The organism is Phenylobacterium sp. (assembly GCF_030645195.1).
Taxonomy (GTDB): Bacteria; Pseudomonadota; Alphaproteobacteria; order Caulobacterales; family Caulobacteraceae; genus Phenylobacterium.
The window spans coordinates 134935-149727 of sequence record NZ_JAUSLW010000198.1 but is presented as its reverse complement, the minus strand read 5'-3'; the positions used below and the strand labels follow the sequence as shown (position 1 = coordinate 149727).

Here is a 14793-nt window from a genome sequence, read left to right as displayed (position 1 = left end):
TAGAATTACAGGTGTAGTTCGTCAATGCCCATCGCCAACCTTTCGGCGAATTAATCCACCTTACGGGCATTTAATTGGCGTGACTCCCTGGGCGCAGGCCACCTGCGCGCACATTGGGGAGCCGTAACATGATACCCGCCTTGAGCCTCCTCGCCGCGCTCGCAGCCGCCTCTCCGGGCGCCGCAGCCGCCGCGAACTCAGCCTCGACCGCCACCGAGACCCAGGGGGTGATCAGCTACGCCCCCGCCTACTTCGCCGAGCAGCGGCCGGTCACGGCCTATGACATGGTCAGCCGCCTCCCGGGCTTCAGCCTCGACAACGGCGACAGCGTGCGCGGCTTCGAGGGGGCGGCCGGAAACGTCCTGATCGACGGCGGCCGCCCGGCCTCCAAAAGCGACACGGTCGAGGAGATCCTGCGCCGCATGCCGGCCAACCAGGTCGACCACATCGAACTTATCCGCGGCGGCGCCCCGGGCGTCGACATGCAGGGCAAGTCGATGCTGGCCAATGTGATCCGGGCGAAGGGTCGGACCCTACAGGGCTTGGTCCAGGTCGGTCAGAATCTGGCCTGGGACGGCCGCTACAAGTTCGGCGTCCGGGTCGAGGGCTCCGGCCCTGCCGGCCCCGGCGCCTGGGAAGGCAGCCTGCGCTACGGAGAGGGTATCGACGACGGCGCCGGCGAGGGCCCGCATCTGCGGCTCAGCCCCAGCGGCGCGGTGTTGGAGCGGTCCGACATCGACTCCCACGGCGCGGTGCACCAATGGGTCGGGTCGGGGGCCTATGAAGGGGCCGTCCTCGGCGGGAAACTGCGGATCACTGGACGGTTCTTCGACGACCACTACCGCGGGAACGAGCTCAACTGGGGTCGCTTCCCCACCACCGACCTTGAATCCTCCAGCGACCGGCAGGACCGCTTCCAGACGGAGGTCGGCGGCAACTATAAGCGCGAGCTAGGTCCTCGCACCAACCTCGAAGTGCTCGGCCTGCGCCAGACCGAGGACTACAGCTACGGCGGCGGGTTCCGCTCGCCCCTCTTCACCGCCGACTTCATCCTGGGCAAGGACATCAGCGAGACCATCGGGCGCGGGGTGCTGAAGTTCCGGCAGTCGGAGACCCTCTCCTGGGAGGCCGGGGCTGAGGCTGCGCTCAATAGGCTGGAGAGCCAGACCGCCTATGCGGAGAACGGCGTCGCCATCGCCCTGCCGGCGGCCAATGTGACGGTGGAGGAGAAGCGCGGCGAGGTCTTCCTCAAGACCGTCTGGCGGCCGGCCAAGGCCTGGACCCTCGAGAGCAGCGTCCGCGAGGAGGGTTCGACCATCTCCTCCGACGGCGACGTCTTCCTGGAGAAGACCCTCTACTACACTAAGCCCCGGATCGCCGCGACCTGGGCGCCGAGCGCCAACACCCAGGTGCGGGTGCGCTTCGAACGTGTGGTGGGCCAGCTCAACTTCGACGACTTCGTGGCCACGTCGTCCCTCGGCACCGGGGTGATCACCGCCGGCAATCCCGACCTGGTTCCGGAACAGGCCTGGGTGACCGAGGCCGCCCTGGAGAAGCGGTTCTGGAAGAAGGGCGCCGCCGTCCTGACCCTGCGCCATTTCGCTCTGACCGACGCCATCGACCGCGCCCCGGTCTACGGACCCTCCGGCGCCTTCGACGCCCCCAGCAACATCGGCGACGGGACCAAGGACGAGCTGCAGCTTTCGGTGACCCTGCCCCTCGATCGCCTGATCCCGGGGGCGGAACTGCGAGGCGAGTCCACTTGGCGCCGCTCGGAGGTCACCGACCCCACCACCGGCACCAAGCGGGAGATTTCGGGCCTGCGTCCGCTGGAGTGGGAGACTCACTTCACCCAGGACATGCCGCAGTGGCGGGGCAATTGGGGCCTCGACGTCTATGGCGCCTGGCGTCAGACCTATTACCGCTTCGATGAAATCTCCACAGACAAGCTGAAGACCTGGGTCACCCTGTTCGGGGAGTGGAAGCCCCGGCCCGACCTGCTGGTGCGGGTGGAGATCCAGAACCTGACCGAGCGCGGCTTCCGCCACACCCGCCAGATCTATGCCGGGCCCCGCAACACCAGTCCCCTCGCCTTCATCGACGACCGCGACATCCAGATCGGCCGGATGTTCTACGTCCGGGTCCGCAAGAGCTTCGGCTAAGGCGGCCTCCCCCAGCGCGGAGCGCGGTCTGGGGGAGGAAGACCCCTACACGTCCGGGTGCGCCGGGGCTTCCACGCCGTGGGCCCAGCCGCGGACCAGGAAGCTGATGAGGATGAAGAACACCCCGCAGCCGATCCCGGCCCAGCCGAGCTTGCTGAAGCCGTCGATGGAGGTGGCGAGCGCCGCCTGCGGGTCCAGCACCTGGCCGCCGATGCTCTCCGAACCCATCAGGCCGGCGATCTTGCCGCCGACGAACTGGGCGATGGAGGAGGACAGGAACCAGACCGCCATCATGAAGCTCACCACCGAGGGCAGGGAGAGCTTGGTGATCTCCGACAGGCCCACGGGCGACAGGAAGAGCTCGCCGGTGGTGTGCAGCAGATAGAGCACCCCCAGCAGCATCAGCGGCACCCGGAAGGTGGCGTCCGCCAGCCCCGCGCCCCAGACCACCACCAGGAAGCCCAGACCCACCTGGAGCAGGCCCAGGCCGAATTTCATGGTCGGGTTGAGGTCGAGGTTGTGGGTGGCGAGATAGGCCCACATCGCCGCGAAGATCGGCGCGAAGATGAGGATGAAGCCGGCGTTGAACGACTGGGTCTGGGCCGCCCCGATGGTGGCGTCGACGAAGAAGACGCTGGAGGGGTCGAGACCGATGGCCCGGATCTGGTCGGGGGTCCCCACCGGAATCCCCAGGAAGGTCACCGCCTGCTGGGTGATGGTCATGTCGACATTGGTCGACGCGAACAGGTTCAGCGAGGTGCCGGCCTGCTCGAACAGGGTGAAGAACACCACCGCCCCGAAGATCAGGATCACCGCCAGCATCATCCGCTGCCGCTCGATCCAGGTTTTGCAGGCGAAGACGATCACCGCCAGGATCACCGCCAGGGAGACCACGGTCGAGCCGATCAGGGCCGTGCCGACGATGTCGTTGTGCGGCACCAGCAGCCAGACCAGGCCGACGCCCAGGACGGCGGCGATATAGATCAGCCACTCGCGGTTGATGGGGCCCACCAGGGGCTTGGCCAACAGTTCCGGGTTCGGCGGCTCGCCATGGCCCATCAGGTGCTTCTTGCCCAGGACGAAGACCACGAAGCCAGCGGCCATGCCGATCCCGGCCAGGCCGAAGCCCGCCCACCAACCCACCGTCTGGCCCAGCAGGCCGCAGAGGATCGAGGCCCAGAAGGCGCCGAGATTGATGCCGTAATAGTAGAGGGTGAAGCCGGAATCCCGTCGGGGATCGCCCTGCGGATAGAGCTGTCCGACGATGGTGGAGATGTTGGGCTTCAGGAAGCCCACCCCCATGATGATCAGGGAGACGGCCAGGTAGAAGGCGTTCACCCCGGTCTTGTCCTGGGTGGTCTCCATCTTGAAGCTGTCCTTGGGCAGGACGGACGGCAGCGGGCCGCCGTTCCCCAGGCCCTTGATCTCCAGGCCGCCGCCCTCGGCGGGGCCGAACTCATAGGGCTTGCCGGCGATGATCAGCTGGACCTTGCGGGCGTCGACTCGGCCCTGGGAGGCCACCTCGTAGCTCTGGCCCGCATAGACCAGGTTCTGGGTGGCGGGCCTGCCCTCGTAGGCCATCATCGAGTGCCCGGCCACCAGCAGCAGGGCGCCGAAGGCCACGGCCTTGCGGGTGCCCAGATAGCGGTCGGCCAGGATGCCGCCCAGCAGGGGCAGCAGGTACACCAGGGCGGTATATGAGCCGTACTGGGCCGAGGCCGTGGCCTGGTCGAACAGCAGGTGCTGGGTCAGGTAGAAGATCAGGATGGCGCGCATGCCGTAGTAGGAGAAGCGCTCCCACATCTCGGCGAAGAACAGGATGATCAGTCCGCGCGGGTGGTTTTTCAGAAGCTGCAGCAGCACGGGAATCCCGGTCACGAGCGTGACGAGAATCCCCAGCATGACGACGAGGTTTATCATGAAGACGGTCTTCCGATCCTTGGGAGGCCGGCATCTAACGGGGTCGTTTCACCCCCGCCGGGCTTGTTTGGCGCGAGAAGATCACGGGCAAGTCGCCAGCACAAGCAAGCGGCCACCCCTTCCCTGGTCACCTGGGAGCCACGTGCCCATCTCAGGCGTTAAGTCTGCTCAGGAGGCGCATTCCATGAAAATCCCAGGTCCCGACCACCCCATCACCATCACCCCCGGCGCCAGCCGCTGGCGGGTGAAGTTCGAAGGCCACGTCATCGCCGATTCGGCCGACGCCCTGGTCTTGAAGGAGGCGGCCTACAAGGCGGCCGTCTACTTCCCGCGGCAGGACGTCTCGATGGAGTACCTCGCGCGCACCGACCGCTCGACCCACTGCCCCTACAAGGGCGAGGCGGCCTATTTCACCGTGCTGATGGACGGCGTCTTCGCCGAGAACGGCGTCTGGACCTACGAGGAGCCCTATCCGGCCATGGACCAGATCCGCGGCCGCCTGGCCTTCTATCCCGACCGGTTCGAGATCTATGAGGTGGCCGACGACGCCGTCGACCCGGCCCATCACCACACCGACCGCAAGGCCATCGACGAGGCGGTGCTGCACACCGACTCCGGCTCCGGCGTCAGCCAGAAACCCCACTGGCCCGCCAATACGAATGAAGCGCCGCGGCCCGAGGGGGTTTGACCTCGCTCCCCTACCTGCGTTGGGGGGAAGCTGATCAGTAAGCGAACGCCTCGAAGACCTTGCTGGCGTCGCCGGCCCAGGGGCCGTTGTAGAGTTCCAGCAGGCGTTCGGCCGGGGTGACGCCGCTATCGGCGATCTCCTCTAGCTCGGTAAGGTAGCCGGTCTCGTCGATCATGCCGCCGCTCAGGCGGTTGCGGTTCTTCAGGCCCGACCGGGCGATCGCCACCATGTCGCGGGCGACGTCCTGGACGCTGCGGCCGTTCACCTGCGCCTTCAGGCCGATGCGGGCCACGTCGGCGCGCAGGCGCTCGTGATCGTCCACCGACCAATCCTTGCAGAGGTCCCAGGCCGCGGCCAGGGCCGGGGCGTCGTAGAAAATTCCCGTCCACAGGGCCGGCAGGGCGCAGAGGCGGCTCCAGGGCCCGGCGTCGGCGCCGCGCATCTCCAGGTACTGCTTCAGGCGCACTTCGGGGAACAGGGTGGTGGTGTGGTCGGCCCAGTCCTTGATGGTGGGACGCTGGCCCGGCATCTCGGCCAGCTCACCGGCCATGAACTTGCGGAAGGATTTGCCCGACAGGTCGATGTACTTGCCCTCGCGCTTGGCGAAGTACATCGGCACATCCAGGGCGTACCTGGCGTAGGTCTCGTAGGTGAACCCGTCCTCGAAGACGAAGCCCAGCATGCCGGTGCGGTCCGGATCGGTGTCGGTCCAGATCCGCGCGCGGCTCGACAGCCAGCCCGACGGCTTGCCCTCGACGAAGGGCGAATTGGCGAACAGGGCCGTCACGATGGGCTGCAGGGCCAGGCTCACCCGGAACTTGGCGATCATGTCGGCCTCGGAGCCGAAATCGAGATTGGCCTGCACCGTGCAGGTGCGGAACATCATGTCCAGGCCGAGATTGCCGACCTTGGGCATGTATTCCCGCATGATCTTGTACCGGCCCTTGGGCATCACCGGCACCTCGTCGCGCCGCCAGATGGGCGTGTGGCCCAGGCCCAGGAAGCCCAGGCCCAGCTCGTCGGCCACGACCTTGACCTCCTGCAGGTGAGTCCCGGTCTCCTCGCAGATGTCGTGCATGGTCTCAAGCGGCGCGCCGGAGAGTTCGAACTGACCGCCGGGCTCCAGGCTCACATTGGCCTTGCCGCGTTCCAGGGCGATGACGTGCCCGCCCTCCTCGACCGCCTTCCAGCCGAAGCGGGTCAGGCCGTTGAGCAGGGCCTTGATGCCGTCGGGACCCTCATAGGGAACCGGGGCGTGCGACCCCAGGCGGAAGACGAACTTCTCGTGCTCGGCCCCCACGCGCCATTGGTCGGCGGGCTTCTCGCCCTCCTCGAACCAGTGGACCAGATCCTCGAACGTGAGGGGTCGGTCGTCGCCCAGGACGTCGGCCATATGTTTCTCCCCAACCCATCACCAACACGCCGACGGCGCGTTCGCTCCCAAACGGCGGCGATCTTTACGCCGTTCAAACAGGTGGGCGCAATTCTCGAAAGCTCAAGGGGCGCGCCAGTCGCCCAGGGCGGCCTGCCAGAGGGTCATGGCGCTGATGGCCGCGGTGTCGGCCCGCAGGATTCGCGGACCAAGCGTCGCCGGGACCGTGAAATCCAGGCCCCGCAGGCCTTCGCGCTCGGCCGGCGAGAAGCCGCCCTCCGGCCCGATCAGGATGCCCCAGGGGCCGGAAACGGCGCCGGCGAGGGCGTCGAGCACCGGCCTGGCGTCCCCGGCCTCGTCGCAGAACAGCAGGGACCGGCCGCTCCAGGCCTTGAGCAGCTTGTCCAGCTTCACCGGTTCGAGGATCTCCGGCACGTCCAGGCGACCCGTCTGCTCGGCGGCCTCGATAGCGATGGCCTGCAGGCGCTCCACGCGGACCCGATCGGCGTTGGTGCGCTCGGTCAGGACGGGCTGGACCCGGCGCGCGCCCAGTTCGCAGGCCTTCTCGACGATGGTCTCCAGCCGCCCGCGCTTGACCACGGCGATCACCAGGTCGAGGTCCGGCCCGGTCTCCTGGGCCCGCTCCAGCCGGTCGGCCCGCAGGATCACCCGGCGCTTGCCGGTCTCGATGATCGTCGCCCGCCACTCCCCGTCGCGGCCGTTGAACACCAGCACCTCGTCGCCGACGACCTGGCGCATCACCGTGGCGAGATACCGGCTCTGCCCGTCGTCCAACGGCAGCGCGGCGGTGGCGGAAAGATCGTGGGGGACGAAGAGGCGGATCATGGGGAGGTTCTAGAGCGGCGCCGCCGCCAAGCAAATCGCCCGTCATCCCGGACGGCCTGCAAGGCCGAGCCGGGACCCAGGAGTCCAGCGCACCGCCCCTGGGTTCCGCGTCTCCGCTGCGCTTCGCCCGGGATGACGATGTAGGGAGTCGGCGACCCTAGCCTCCGCCCCCGCATGCGGACTAGGTTCAGTCCATGTCCAAATCCGACAACGACCTCAACAGTCTCGAACAGGCCCAACTGGCCCTGGTGCGCTTCCAGCAGAAGGCGATGGAGAGCGGCGCCAAGGTGCTGATCATCTTCGAGGGTCGCGACGCGGCGGGGAAGGACGGGACGATCAAGCGCCTGACCGAGCACCAGTCGGTGCGCGCCACCCGGGTCATCGCCCTGCCCAAGCCCTCCGACCGCGAGCGCAGCCAGTGGTATTTCCAGCGCTACGTGCCCCACCTGCCGGCGGCCGGCGAACTCGTGATCTTCAACCGCTCCTGGTACAATCGCGGCGGCGTGGAGCCGGTGATGGGCTTCTGCACCCCGGAGGAACACGAGACCTTCCTGCGCGACGTCTCCGCCTTCGAGGCCATGCTGGTGGAAAGCGGCGTGAACATCGTCAAGCTGTGGCTCGACGTCTCCAAGAAGGAACAGGCCAAGCGCCTGGCCGAACGCCACACCGATCCCCTGAAGGTGCTGAAGTCGAGCCCCCTGGACGAGGCCGCCCAGAGCCGATGGGACGCCTACACCGGCGCCCGCGACGAGATGCTCCGGCGCACCCACGCCCCGCGCAGCCCCTGGGTCTGCGTGCGCAACGACGACAAGGAGGCCGGGCGGCTCAACGTCATGCGCCACCTGGTGAACGCCATCGCGCCGAGGGACATCGCCAAGCAGGTCAAGAACCCCGATCCCGACATCATCTTCCCCTTCGAGATCGAGGCCCTCACCGACGGACGCCTGGAGCGCTGAGGCGTGACGCAGACGATCAGCGCCCGGGAGGCCCGGCGCATGGCCCTGGCCGCGCAGGGGTTCGCCGAGCGCCGGCCCGAGGCGCCGGCCAGGCGCCACCTGCTGAAGACCATCGACCGGCTGGGCCTGTTGCAGATCGACTCGGTCAATGTGGTCAGCCGCACCCACTACCTGCCGCTGTTCTCCCGGCTGGGCGCCTATCCGCGGCCCTTGCTGGAGGAGATCGCCTGGGGTCGGAAGCCGGCCCTGTTCGAATACTGGATGCACGAAGCCTCCCTGGCCCCCCACGCCCTGCAACCCCTGATGCGCTGGCGGATGGAGGACGCGCGCGAAGGCGTCGGGATCTGGAAGGGGGTCGCCCGCTTCCTGCGGGAGAACCGGCCCTTCATCGACAAGGCCCTGGCCGAAATCCACGCCCGCGGCGCCATCTCGGCCGGCGAACTGGAGATCGGCGAGAAGGGGCGCGGCGGCTGGTGGGGCTGGAGCGAGGGCAAGCGGGCCATGGAGTGTCTGTTCTGGGCCGGCGAGATCACCACCGCCACCCGGCGCACCACCTTCGAGCGGGTCTATGGCCTGCCCGTCGACGTGCATCCCGAGTCCGTCCGTGACGCCCCCACCCCGCCCCGTGACGAGGCCCAGCGCCAGCTCTTGCGCATCGCCGCCCGCGCCCAGGGCGTGGCCACCGAACGCGACCTGCGCGACTATTTCCGAATGCCGGTGGCCGACACCAAGGCCCGCCTCGCCGAACTGGTTGAGGCCGGCGAGCTGGTGCCGGTGTCGGTGAAGGGCTGGGACCAGCTCGCCTATCTCGACCCCGCCGCGCGGCGGCCCCGGAAGGTCACCGCCAACGCCCTGCTTTCGCCCTTCGACAACCTGATCTGGTTCCGCGAGCGCACGGAGCGGATGTTCGGCGTCCGGGTGCGGCTGGAGATCTACACGCCGGCCGAGAAGCGGGTGCACGGCTACTATGTCCTGCCCTTCCTTCAAGGCGAGGCGATCACGGCGCGGGTGGACTTGAAAGCCGAGCGCAAGGCCGGCGTCCTGGTGGTGCAGTCGGCCCACGCCGAGCCGTGGGCCGACGCGGAGACGGCCGGGCTGCTGGCCGACGAACTGAAGCTGATGGCGGGGTGGCTCAGCCTCGGCAGCGTGCGCGTCGAACCCAAGGGCGATCTGGCGGCTGGCCTGACCGAGGCGCTGACGGAGGGGTGATGGCGCGGTTCGTTCTCCTGTCGGCCCTAGCCGGGGCCCTTGTCGCCTTGGCGATGTACGCGGTTGGATCGGCAGTCCCTCCGATCGGGCCGGTGAAGAACCTCTGGCTGGTTTTCAACACGCTCATTGATCCTAGCTGGCTGCTGGGCGTGTCCACTTTCTACGAGGTCTCTATGGGGTCCTACGGAGCCAGGCGCGTGGCGATGCTGGCGGCGTTCAACGCCCCGATCTATGCGGCGGCGGGATGGGCCCTCTGGATGGCGCGCCACAGGTCCGGATGGTTCTGGCTGGCCGTCGCCGCGATCACCGGTCCCTTCGTGATTGCGGCAGCGTACGTAGCGTTCGTGTTCGTCACCTAGCAGCGCCAGTCCAAGATCCTCCCCCAGCGCTTTAGCGCGATGTGGGGGAGGTGGGCCGGACCGCAGGTCCGGGTCGGAGGGGGATCAACGTAGTTGACCTCTTCGACTCCAAAACAAGAGTCAAAGTCCCCCTCAGGCGCTTCGCGCCAGCTCCCCCACGAGGGGAGCATCTTAGGGCCCCTACCCCACCCCCATCGTCACCGCGTGCAGCCGGGCATAGGCGCCGCCCCTGCTCACCAGGTCGGCGTGGCGGCCCTCCTCGATCACCTGGCCGTTCTCGAAGACCAGGATGCGGTCGGCGCCGCGGATGGTGGACAGGCGGTGGGCGATGACGATGGTGGTGCGGCCCACCATCAGCTCCTCCATCGCCGCCTGCACCTCCCGCTCGGTCTCCACGTCCAGCGAGGAGGTGGCCTCGTCCAGCACCAGGATCGGCGCGTCGGCCAGGAAGGCGCGCGCGATGGCCACCCGCTGGCGCTCGCCGCCCGACAGCTTCACGCCGCGCTCCCCCACCAGGGTGTCGTAGCCCTTGGGCAGCCGGGTGATGAAGTCGTGAGCCCGCGCGCGTCGGGCCGCCAGCTCGATCTCGTCGGAGCTCGCGCCGGGGCGGGCATAGCTGATGTTCTCGCCGATGCTGCGATGGAACAGGGCCGGGTCCTGGGGCACCACGGCGATGGCGCGGCGCAGCGAGCCCTGCGTCACCTTCGACACATCCTGGCCGTCGATCAGGATAGCGCCCTCGTCCAGGTCGTAGAGCCGCTGGATCAGCTTGACGAAGGTCGACTTGCCCGAGCCCGTGGGCCCGACCAGGGCGATCCGCTCGCCCGGCGCGATGGTCAGGGAGAAGTCGCGATAGAGCGGCTGCTGGGCCGACTTGTAGGCGAAGGTGGCATGGTCGAAGACCACCTCTCCCAGCTCGCCGGCGAAGGGCGGCGCGTCCGGAAGGTCGGCCACCTGGGCGCCGAGGGTCAGGTAGCGGGCCACGTCCTCGACGTCGTCCATGCCCTTCTGCAGCATGCGGATATTGTCGCCGATGTTCCGCAGATAGCCGCTCATCAGCATGAAGGAGGTGACCCCGAAGGCCACGTCGCCGGCGGTCGCCTCCCCCTGGCCCCACAGCCGCAGCAGCAGGCCTGTCAGCCCCGCCTGCAGCACCACAAGCAGGGTGTTCTGCACCAGCCAGATGTCGGTGAACCGGGTCCAGGTCCGCTTGATGTGGAACTGCCAGAGCTCGGTGATGCCGGCGATGCGCTCGGCCTCCCGAGCCTCGGCGCCGAAGCCCCGCACCGTGGCGTTCGACGCGATGGAGTCCGCCAGCGCCCCGCCGATCCGGCTGTCCAGGCCCACCGACTTCAGGTTCAGCGGCCGGGCGAACCTGGTGGTCAGGAAGATGTTGGAGGCGATGTAGAGGAGCACCGTCGCCAGCGAGAACAGGCCCACCACCGGCCAGCGCAGGATCATCATGATCGACAGCCCCACCAGCACCGCCAGCGCCGGGCCCAGCCACAGGACCACCGCGTCGGAGATCACGTCGTAGCCCCACATGGCGCGGCTGAGCTTGCGCACCGTGGCGCCCGAGAAGTTGTCTCCGTGCCAGTCGGCGGAGAAGGACTGCACCTTGGCGAAGCCCTCGTCGGTCATCTCCCGCATGTTCTTGGCCGCCAGCGGAATCCAGAAGCGGTTGGACATGTTGCGGACCAGCGAGCCAGCCAGGTAGACGCCGACGAACAGGCCCCAAGCGACCCAGGCCAGGTCCTTCGACGACGGCCCCGCCGCCACCGCGTCCACCAGCCGCCCCGAGGCCCAGGGCATGGCCAGGTCGAAGCCGATGGCGGCCAGAGTCGTCACCAGGGTGCCGGTCAGCAGCCAGGGGCGGCGCAGCCAGTAGCGGCCGACAAAGCCCAGGACCTGGCGGTTGCTCAGCACCCGGTTGGCGGACTCGTCGGCCTCTTCATAGTGCTCGGTCACGCGCCGGCCTCCGTCACGGCGTGCAGCCGGGCATAGGCCCCGCCCCTCGCCACCAGGTCCGCATGGCGGCCCTCCTCCACCAGCTGACCGCCCTCGAACACCAGGATGCGGTCGGCGCCGCGGATGGTGGACAGGCGGTGGGCGATGACGATGGTGGTGCGCCCCACCATCAGTTCCTCCATTGCCGCCTGGACCTGGCGCTCGGTCTCCACGTCCAGGGACGAGGTGGCCTCGTCCAGCACCAGGATCGGCGCGTCGGCGAGGAAGGCGCGCGCGATCGCCACCCGCTGGCGCTCACCCCCAGACAGCTTCACGCCCCGCTCCCCCACCAGGGTGTCGTAACCCCGGGGCAGGCCGGCGATGAAGTCGTGGGCGCGGGCGCGCTTGGCGGCCAGGACGATCTCGTCCTGGGTCGCCTCGGGCCGGGCGTAGCTGATGTTCTCGCCGATGGTGCGGTGGAACAGGGCCGGGTCCTGGGGCACCACGGCGATGGCCCGCCGCAGCGAGCCTTGCGTCACGTGGGCGATGTCCTGGCCGTCGATCAGGATGCGGCCGGACTGCAGGTCGTAGAGCCGTTGCAGCAGCTTGACGAAGGTGGACTTGCCAGCCCCCGTCGGCCCCACCAAGGCCACACGTTCCCCCGGCGCCACCACCAGGGTGAAGTCCTGGTAGAGCGGCCGGGCGGCGTTCTCGTAGCCGAAGGTGACGCGGTCGAAGACCACCTCGCCGAGGTCGCCGCGGAAGGGCCGCGCCTCGGCTCGGTCGGCCAACTGCGGCTCGGTGCGCATGTAGGTCGCCACGTCCACCATGTCGTCGAGGCCCTTCTGCAGCATGCGGGTGATCTCGCTGAAGTTCCGCATGTAGCCGGCCATGACGATGAAGGAGGTGATGCCGAAGGCCACGTCGCCGGGCGTCGCCTCGCCGCGGCTCCAGGCATGGACCAGTTGCCCCGTCAGGCCCGCCTGCAGGATCACCAGGAACAGGTTCTGCCCCCAGCCCACGGTGTTGAACCGGTCCCAGGTCTTGTTCTGGGCCTTGCGCCAGATGGCGATGTGGTCGGAGAACCGCTTCTCCTCCCGCGCCTCCGCGCCGAAGCCCTTCACCACCGGATTGCCGCCGATGGCGTCGGCCAGGTTGGCGCCGATCTGGGAGTCCAGCGCCGTGGAGGCCAGGTTCGCCGGGCGGATGTAGTGGGTGGAGACCACGATGTTGAAGATGGCGAAGGCCACCACCAGCACCGCCACGAAGATCCCCGCCGCCGGCCACTTCAGGCCGATGGAGATGGCCAGGCCCGACAGCACGATCAGGGTGGGCGTCAGCATCCACAGCAGGGCGTCCGAGGCGCTGTCATAGCCCCACATGGCGCGGCTCACGCGGCGCACCGTGGCGCCGGCGAAGTTCGACGCGTGCCAGTCGGCGGAGAAGGCCTGCACCCGGGCGAAGGCCTGGGTCACCATCCGCGCCATGATCCGCGAATAGTAGCCGTTGGACATCCGGAACATGTAGCTGCGCAGACAGTAGAAGGTCAGGTACAGCCCCGACAGGCTGGCCCAGGCGATCCAGGCCGTCCGCGTCGGCGAGGTGGGCGTCGCCACGGCGTCGATCAGGCCCCGCGTCGCCCAGGGGATCGACAGGTCGCAGGCCGTCGAGGCCAGCATCAGCAGGGCGATCAGGGCGAACCGCCGGGGCTCGCCCATCCAGTGGCCCACCATGAACCCGATCACCTGGGTGTTGGTCAGGGCTCGGGGACGGTCGGCGTCGTCGTCTTCATAAGCTTCGGTCATTTGAGCCGTCGGAGTCGGATGACGGCGTGAGACGCGGCGCGCGCATCAACGACGTCATTGAGAATGGGGAGCGGCTGGAGCTTCCAGCGCGGATCGGCGGACACGGGAGAGATTCCTCAGGGCGGGCGCAGCTGTTGCGCGGGCCGGCGAAATCTCTCAGGTCAACAGGAGGACCCGGCGGCGCGTCGGAAGAGGGCGGTCGGTGCGATGACTTTCATCTTTGCTGACCCTCCTTTCCGGTCGCGTGTGGAGGTCGGAAGCTAGGCGGCGCCGATTCGCCCGTCAAGCGACAGCGTTACGCCAAATTGTGACTGCGGCGCGAAAGCCACGGTCTGGCTCGCGGGGTCTTTCGATCGCGTGAAACTGCTCTAGGTTCGCAACCCACACCATCGCCTTACCGGCCAGGCCCCTTCTCCCCCTGCGGGAGAAGGTGTCAGCGAAGCTGACGGATGAGGGGTCGCGCTCCCCTCGACGCTTCGGTTGAATGTCTGGACGGATAGGCCTGTCGACCCCTCATCCGACCCTGCTCCGCAGGGCCACCTTCTCCCGCAAGGGGAGAAGGGCAATCAGACCCGAGACCGATGAGATGACCGCTTCGACCCCCCTCCCCGACGCCGCCCCAAGCAACTGGGTGGACAGTTACGCCCCCCCGCCCCTGCGCCCCTGGCTGAAGCTCGGACGCTTCGACCGGCCCACCGGGATCTGGCTGCTGATGCTGCCCGGCTGGCAGGGGATCGCCCTGGCCGCCGCCATGGACGGCCGGTGGCCCGATCCTCTGCTGATGCTGGAATTCTTCCTCGGCGCCGCCCTGATGCGGGCGGCCGGCTGCGCCTATAACGACATCGTCGACCGCGACTTCGACGCCAAGGTGGCCCGCACCGCCGGCCGGCCGATCCCGTCTGGCCAGATCAGCGTCAAGCAGGCCTGGGCCTTCCTGGTGGCCTGCGCCCTGGTCTCGCTCGCCATCCTGCTGACCATGGGGTGGGTCGCCATCGCGCTGGGCGTGGCCTCCCTGGCCCTCGTGGCCGCCTATCCCTTCATGAAGCGAATCACCTGGTGGCCCCAGGCCTGGCTCGGCCTGACCTTCAACTGGGGCGCCCTGCTGGGCTATGCGGCGGCGACGGGCCGGGTCGAGTGGCCCGCCGTCCTGCTCTACGCCTCGGGCGTCTTCTGGACCCTCGGCTACGACACCATCTACGCGGTCCAGGACCTTGAGGACGATGCGCTCGCCGGTGTGAAGTCCTCGGCCCTGCGGCTGGGATCGGCCGCCCCGACCGCGGTGCTCGGCTTCTATGTGGCGGCCTTCGTCCTGGCGCTGGCCGCGGCCTGGGTAGGCGGGCTTGGCCCACTCTTCCTGCCGCCGGCGGCCCTGTTCGGCGCCCACCTCTCGCGCCAGGCCGCCAGGCTCGACGTCACCGACGGGACCGCCGCCCTGGCGCTGTTCAAGTCCAACAGCCTGGCCGGCCTGCTGCTGGTGATCGCGCTGGCCGCCGGCAAGTGGGCGGGACCCGCCGCCTCGATCTAGCGGC

General features: G+C 68.5%; 11 protein-coding genes. 6 read left to right on the top strand and 5 right to left on the bottom strand.

Annotated features, from left to right (window positions below; genetic code table 11):
• The first annotated feature begins 140 nt into the window (after positions 1-140).
• On the top strand, positions 141-2162 hold the full coding sequence (locus Q7T09_RS17630) for a TonB-dependent siderophore receptor (protein ID WP_304701491.1): 2022 nt from the start codon (positions 141-143) through the stop codon (positions 2160-2162).
• A 45-nt stretch (positions 2163-2207) separates the two neighbouring features.
• On the opposite strand, the gene Q7T09_RS17625 is transcribed toward Q7T09_RS17630, so the two are convergent.
• A complete protein-coding gene (locus tag Q7T09_RS17625) occupies positions 2208-4079 on the bottom strand; it encodes a peptide MFS transporter (RefSeq protein ID WP_304701567.1) in 1872 nt (623 codons plus the stop codon).
• Positions 4080-4266: 187 nt separating this feature from the next.
• Here Q7T09_RS17625 and Q7T09_RS17620 point away from each other — a divergent pair, with 187 nt between their 5' ends.
• Positions 4267-4770: a DUF427 domain-containing protein gene (locus Q7T09_RS17620; RefSeq protein ID WP_304701489.1), complete on the top strand. Its 504-nt coding sequence runs from the start codon at positions 4267-4269 to the stop codon at positions 4768-4770.
• A gap of 34 nt (positions 4771-4804) precedes the next feature.
• Here Q7T09_RS17620 and Q7T09_RS17615 read toward each other — a convergent pair whose 3' ends face one another.
• Both Q7T09_RS17615 and Q7T09_RS17610 read right to left on the bottom strand, forming a co-directional pair.
• Positions 4805-6163 carry a glutamate--cysteine ligase gene (locus Q7T09_RS17615; RefSeq protein WP_304701487.1) on the bottom strand — a complete coding sequence of 453 codons (1359 nt, stop codon included), beginning with the start codon at positions 6161-6163 and terminating at the stop codon, positions 4805-4807.
• A 102-nt stretch (positions 6164-6265) separates the two neighbouring features.
• Positions 6266-6988, bottom strand: a complete 723-nt coding sequence (locus Q7T09_RS17610) for a 16S rRNA (uracil(1498)-N(3))-methyltransferase (RefSeq protein WP_304701485.1) — start codon at positions 6986-6988, stop codon at positions 6266-6268.
• 194 nt (positions 6989-7182) lie between these two features.
• On the opposite strand from Q7T09_RS17610, the gene ppk2 reads away from it, so the two are divergent.
• The 3 genes from ppk2 to Q7T09_RS17595 are packed head-to-tail and all read left to right on the top strand — an operon-like array spanning position 7183 to position 9512.
• Positions 7183-7944, top strand: coding sequence for a polyphosphate kinase 2 (gene ppk2 / locus Q7T09_RS17605; protein ID WP_304701483.1), 762 nt, complete (start codon positions 7183-7185; stop codon positions 7942-7944).
• A gap of 3 nt (positions 7945-7947) precedes the next feature.
• Positions 7948-9153: a winged helix-turn-helix domain-containing protein gene (locus Q7T09_RS17600; RefSeq protein WP_304701481.1), complete on the top strand. Its 1206-nt coding sequence runs from the start codon at positions 7948-7950 to the stop codon at positions 9151-9153.
• Positions 9153-9512 (top strand): hypothetical protein, encoded by a 360-nt coding sequence (locus tag Q7T09_RS17595; RefSeq protein ID WP_304701479.1) that lies wholly within the window; start codon positions 9153-9155, stop codon positions 9510-9512. Before Q7T09_RS17600 ends, Q7T09_RS17595 begins: the two co-directional genes overlap by 1 nt.
• 180 nt (positions 9513-9692) lie before the next feature.
• Here the strand turns inward: Q7T09_RS17595 and Q7T09_RS17590 are convergent, their stop codons facing one another.
• On the bottom strand, positions 9693-11480 hold the full coding sequence (locus Q7T09_RS17590) for an ABC transporter ATP-binding protein (protein ID WP_304701477.1): 1788 nt from the start codon (positions 11478-11480) through the stop codon (positions 9693-9695).
• Positions 11477-13264 (bottom strand): ABC transporter ATP-binding protein, encoded by a 1788-nt coding sequence (locus Q7T09_RS17585; RefSeq protein WP_304701475.1) that lies wholly within the window; start codon positions 13262-13264, stop codon positions 11477-11479. Before Q7T09_RS17585 ends, Q7T09_RS17590 begins: the two co-directional genes overlap by 4 nt.
• 586 nt (positions 13265-13850) lie before the next feature.
• Here Q7T09_RS17585 and ubiA point away from each other — a divergent pair.
• On the top strand, positions 13851-14789 hold the full coding sequence (ubiA, locus tag Q7T09_RS17580; protein ID WP_304701473.1) for a 4-hydroxybenzoate octaprenyltransferase: 939 nt from the start codon (positions 13851-13853) through the stop codon (positions 14787-14789).
• Positions 14790-14793 lie beyond the last annotated feature (4 nt).

Bases quoted from the DNA above. Each gene is read 5' to 3' on its own strand.
- Q7T09_RS17595 (WP_304701479.1), top strand. From the start codon at position 9,153: ATGGCGCGGTTCGTTCTCCTGTCGGCCCTAGCCGGGGCCCTTGTCGCC.
- Q7T09_RS17585 (WP_304701475.1), bottom strand. From the start codon at position 13,264: ATGACCGAAGCTTATGAAGACGACGACGCCGACCGTCCCCGAGCCCTG.
- Q7T09_RS17620 (WP_304701489.1), top strand. From the start codon at position 4,267: ATGAAAATCCCAGGTCCCGACCACCCCATCACCATCACCCCCGGCGCC.
- ubiA (WP_304701473.1), top strand. From the start codon at position 13,851: ATGACCGCTTCGACCCCCCTCCCCGACGCCGCCCCAAGCAACTGGGTG.
- Q7T09_RS17610 (WP_304701485.1), bottom strand. From the start codon at position 6,988: ATGATCCGCCTCTTCGTCCCCCACGATCTTTCCGCCACCGCCGCGCTG.
- ppk2 (WP_304701483.1), top strand. From the start codon at position 7,183: ATGTCCAAATCCGACAACGACCTCAACAGTCTCGAACAGGCCCAACTG.
- Q7T09_RS17615 (WP_304701487.1), bottom strand. From the start codon at position 6,163: ATGGCCGACGTCCTGGGCGACGACCGACCCCTCACGTTCGAGGATCTG.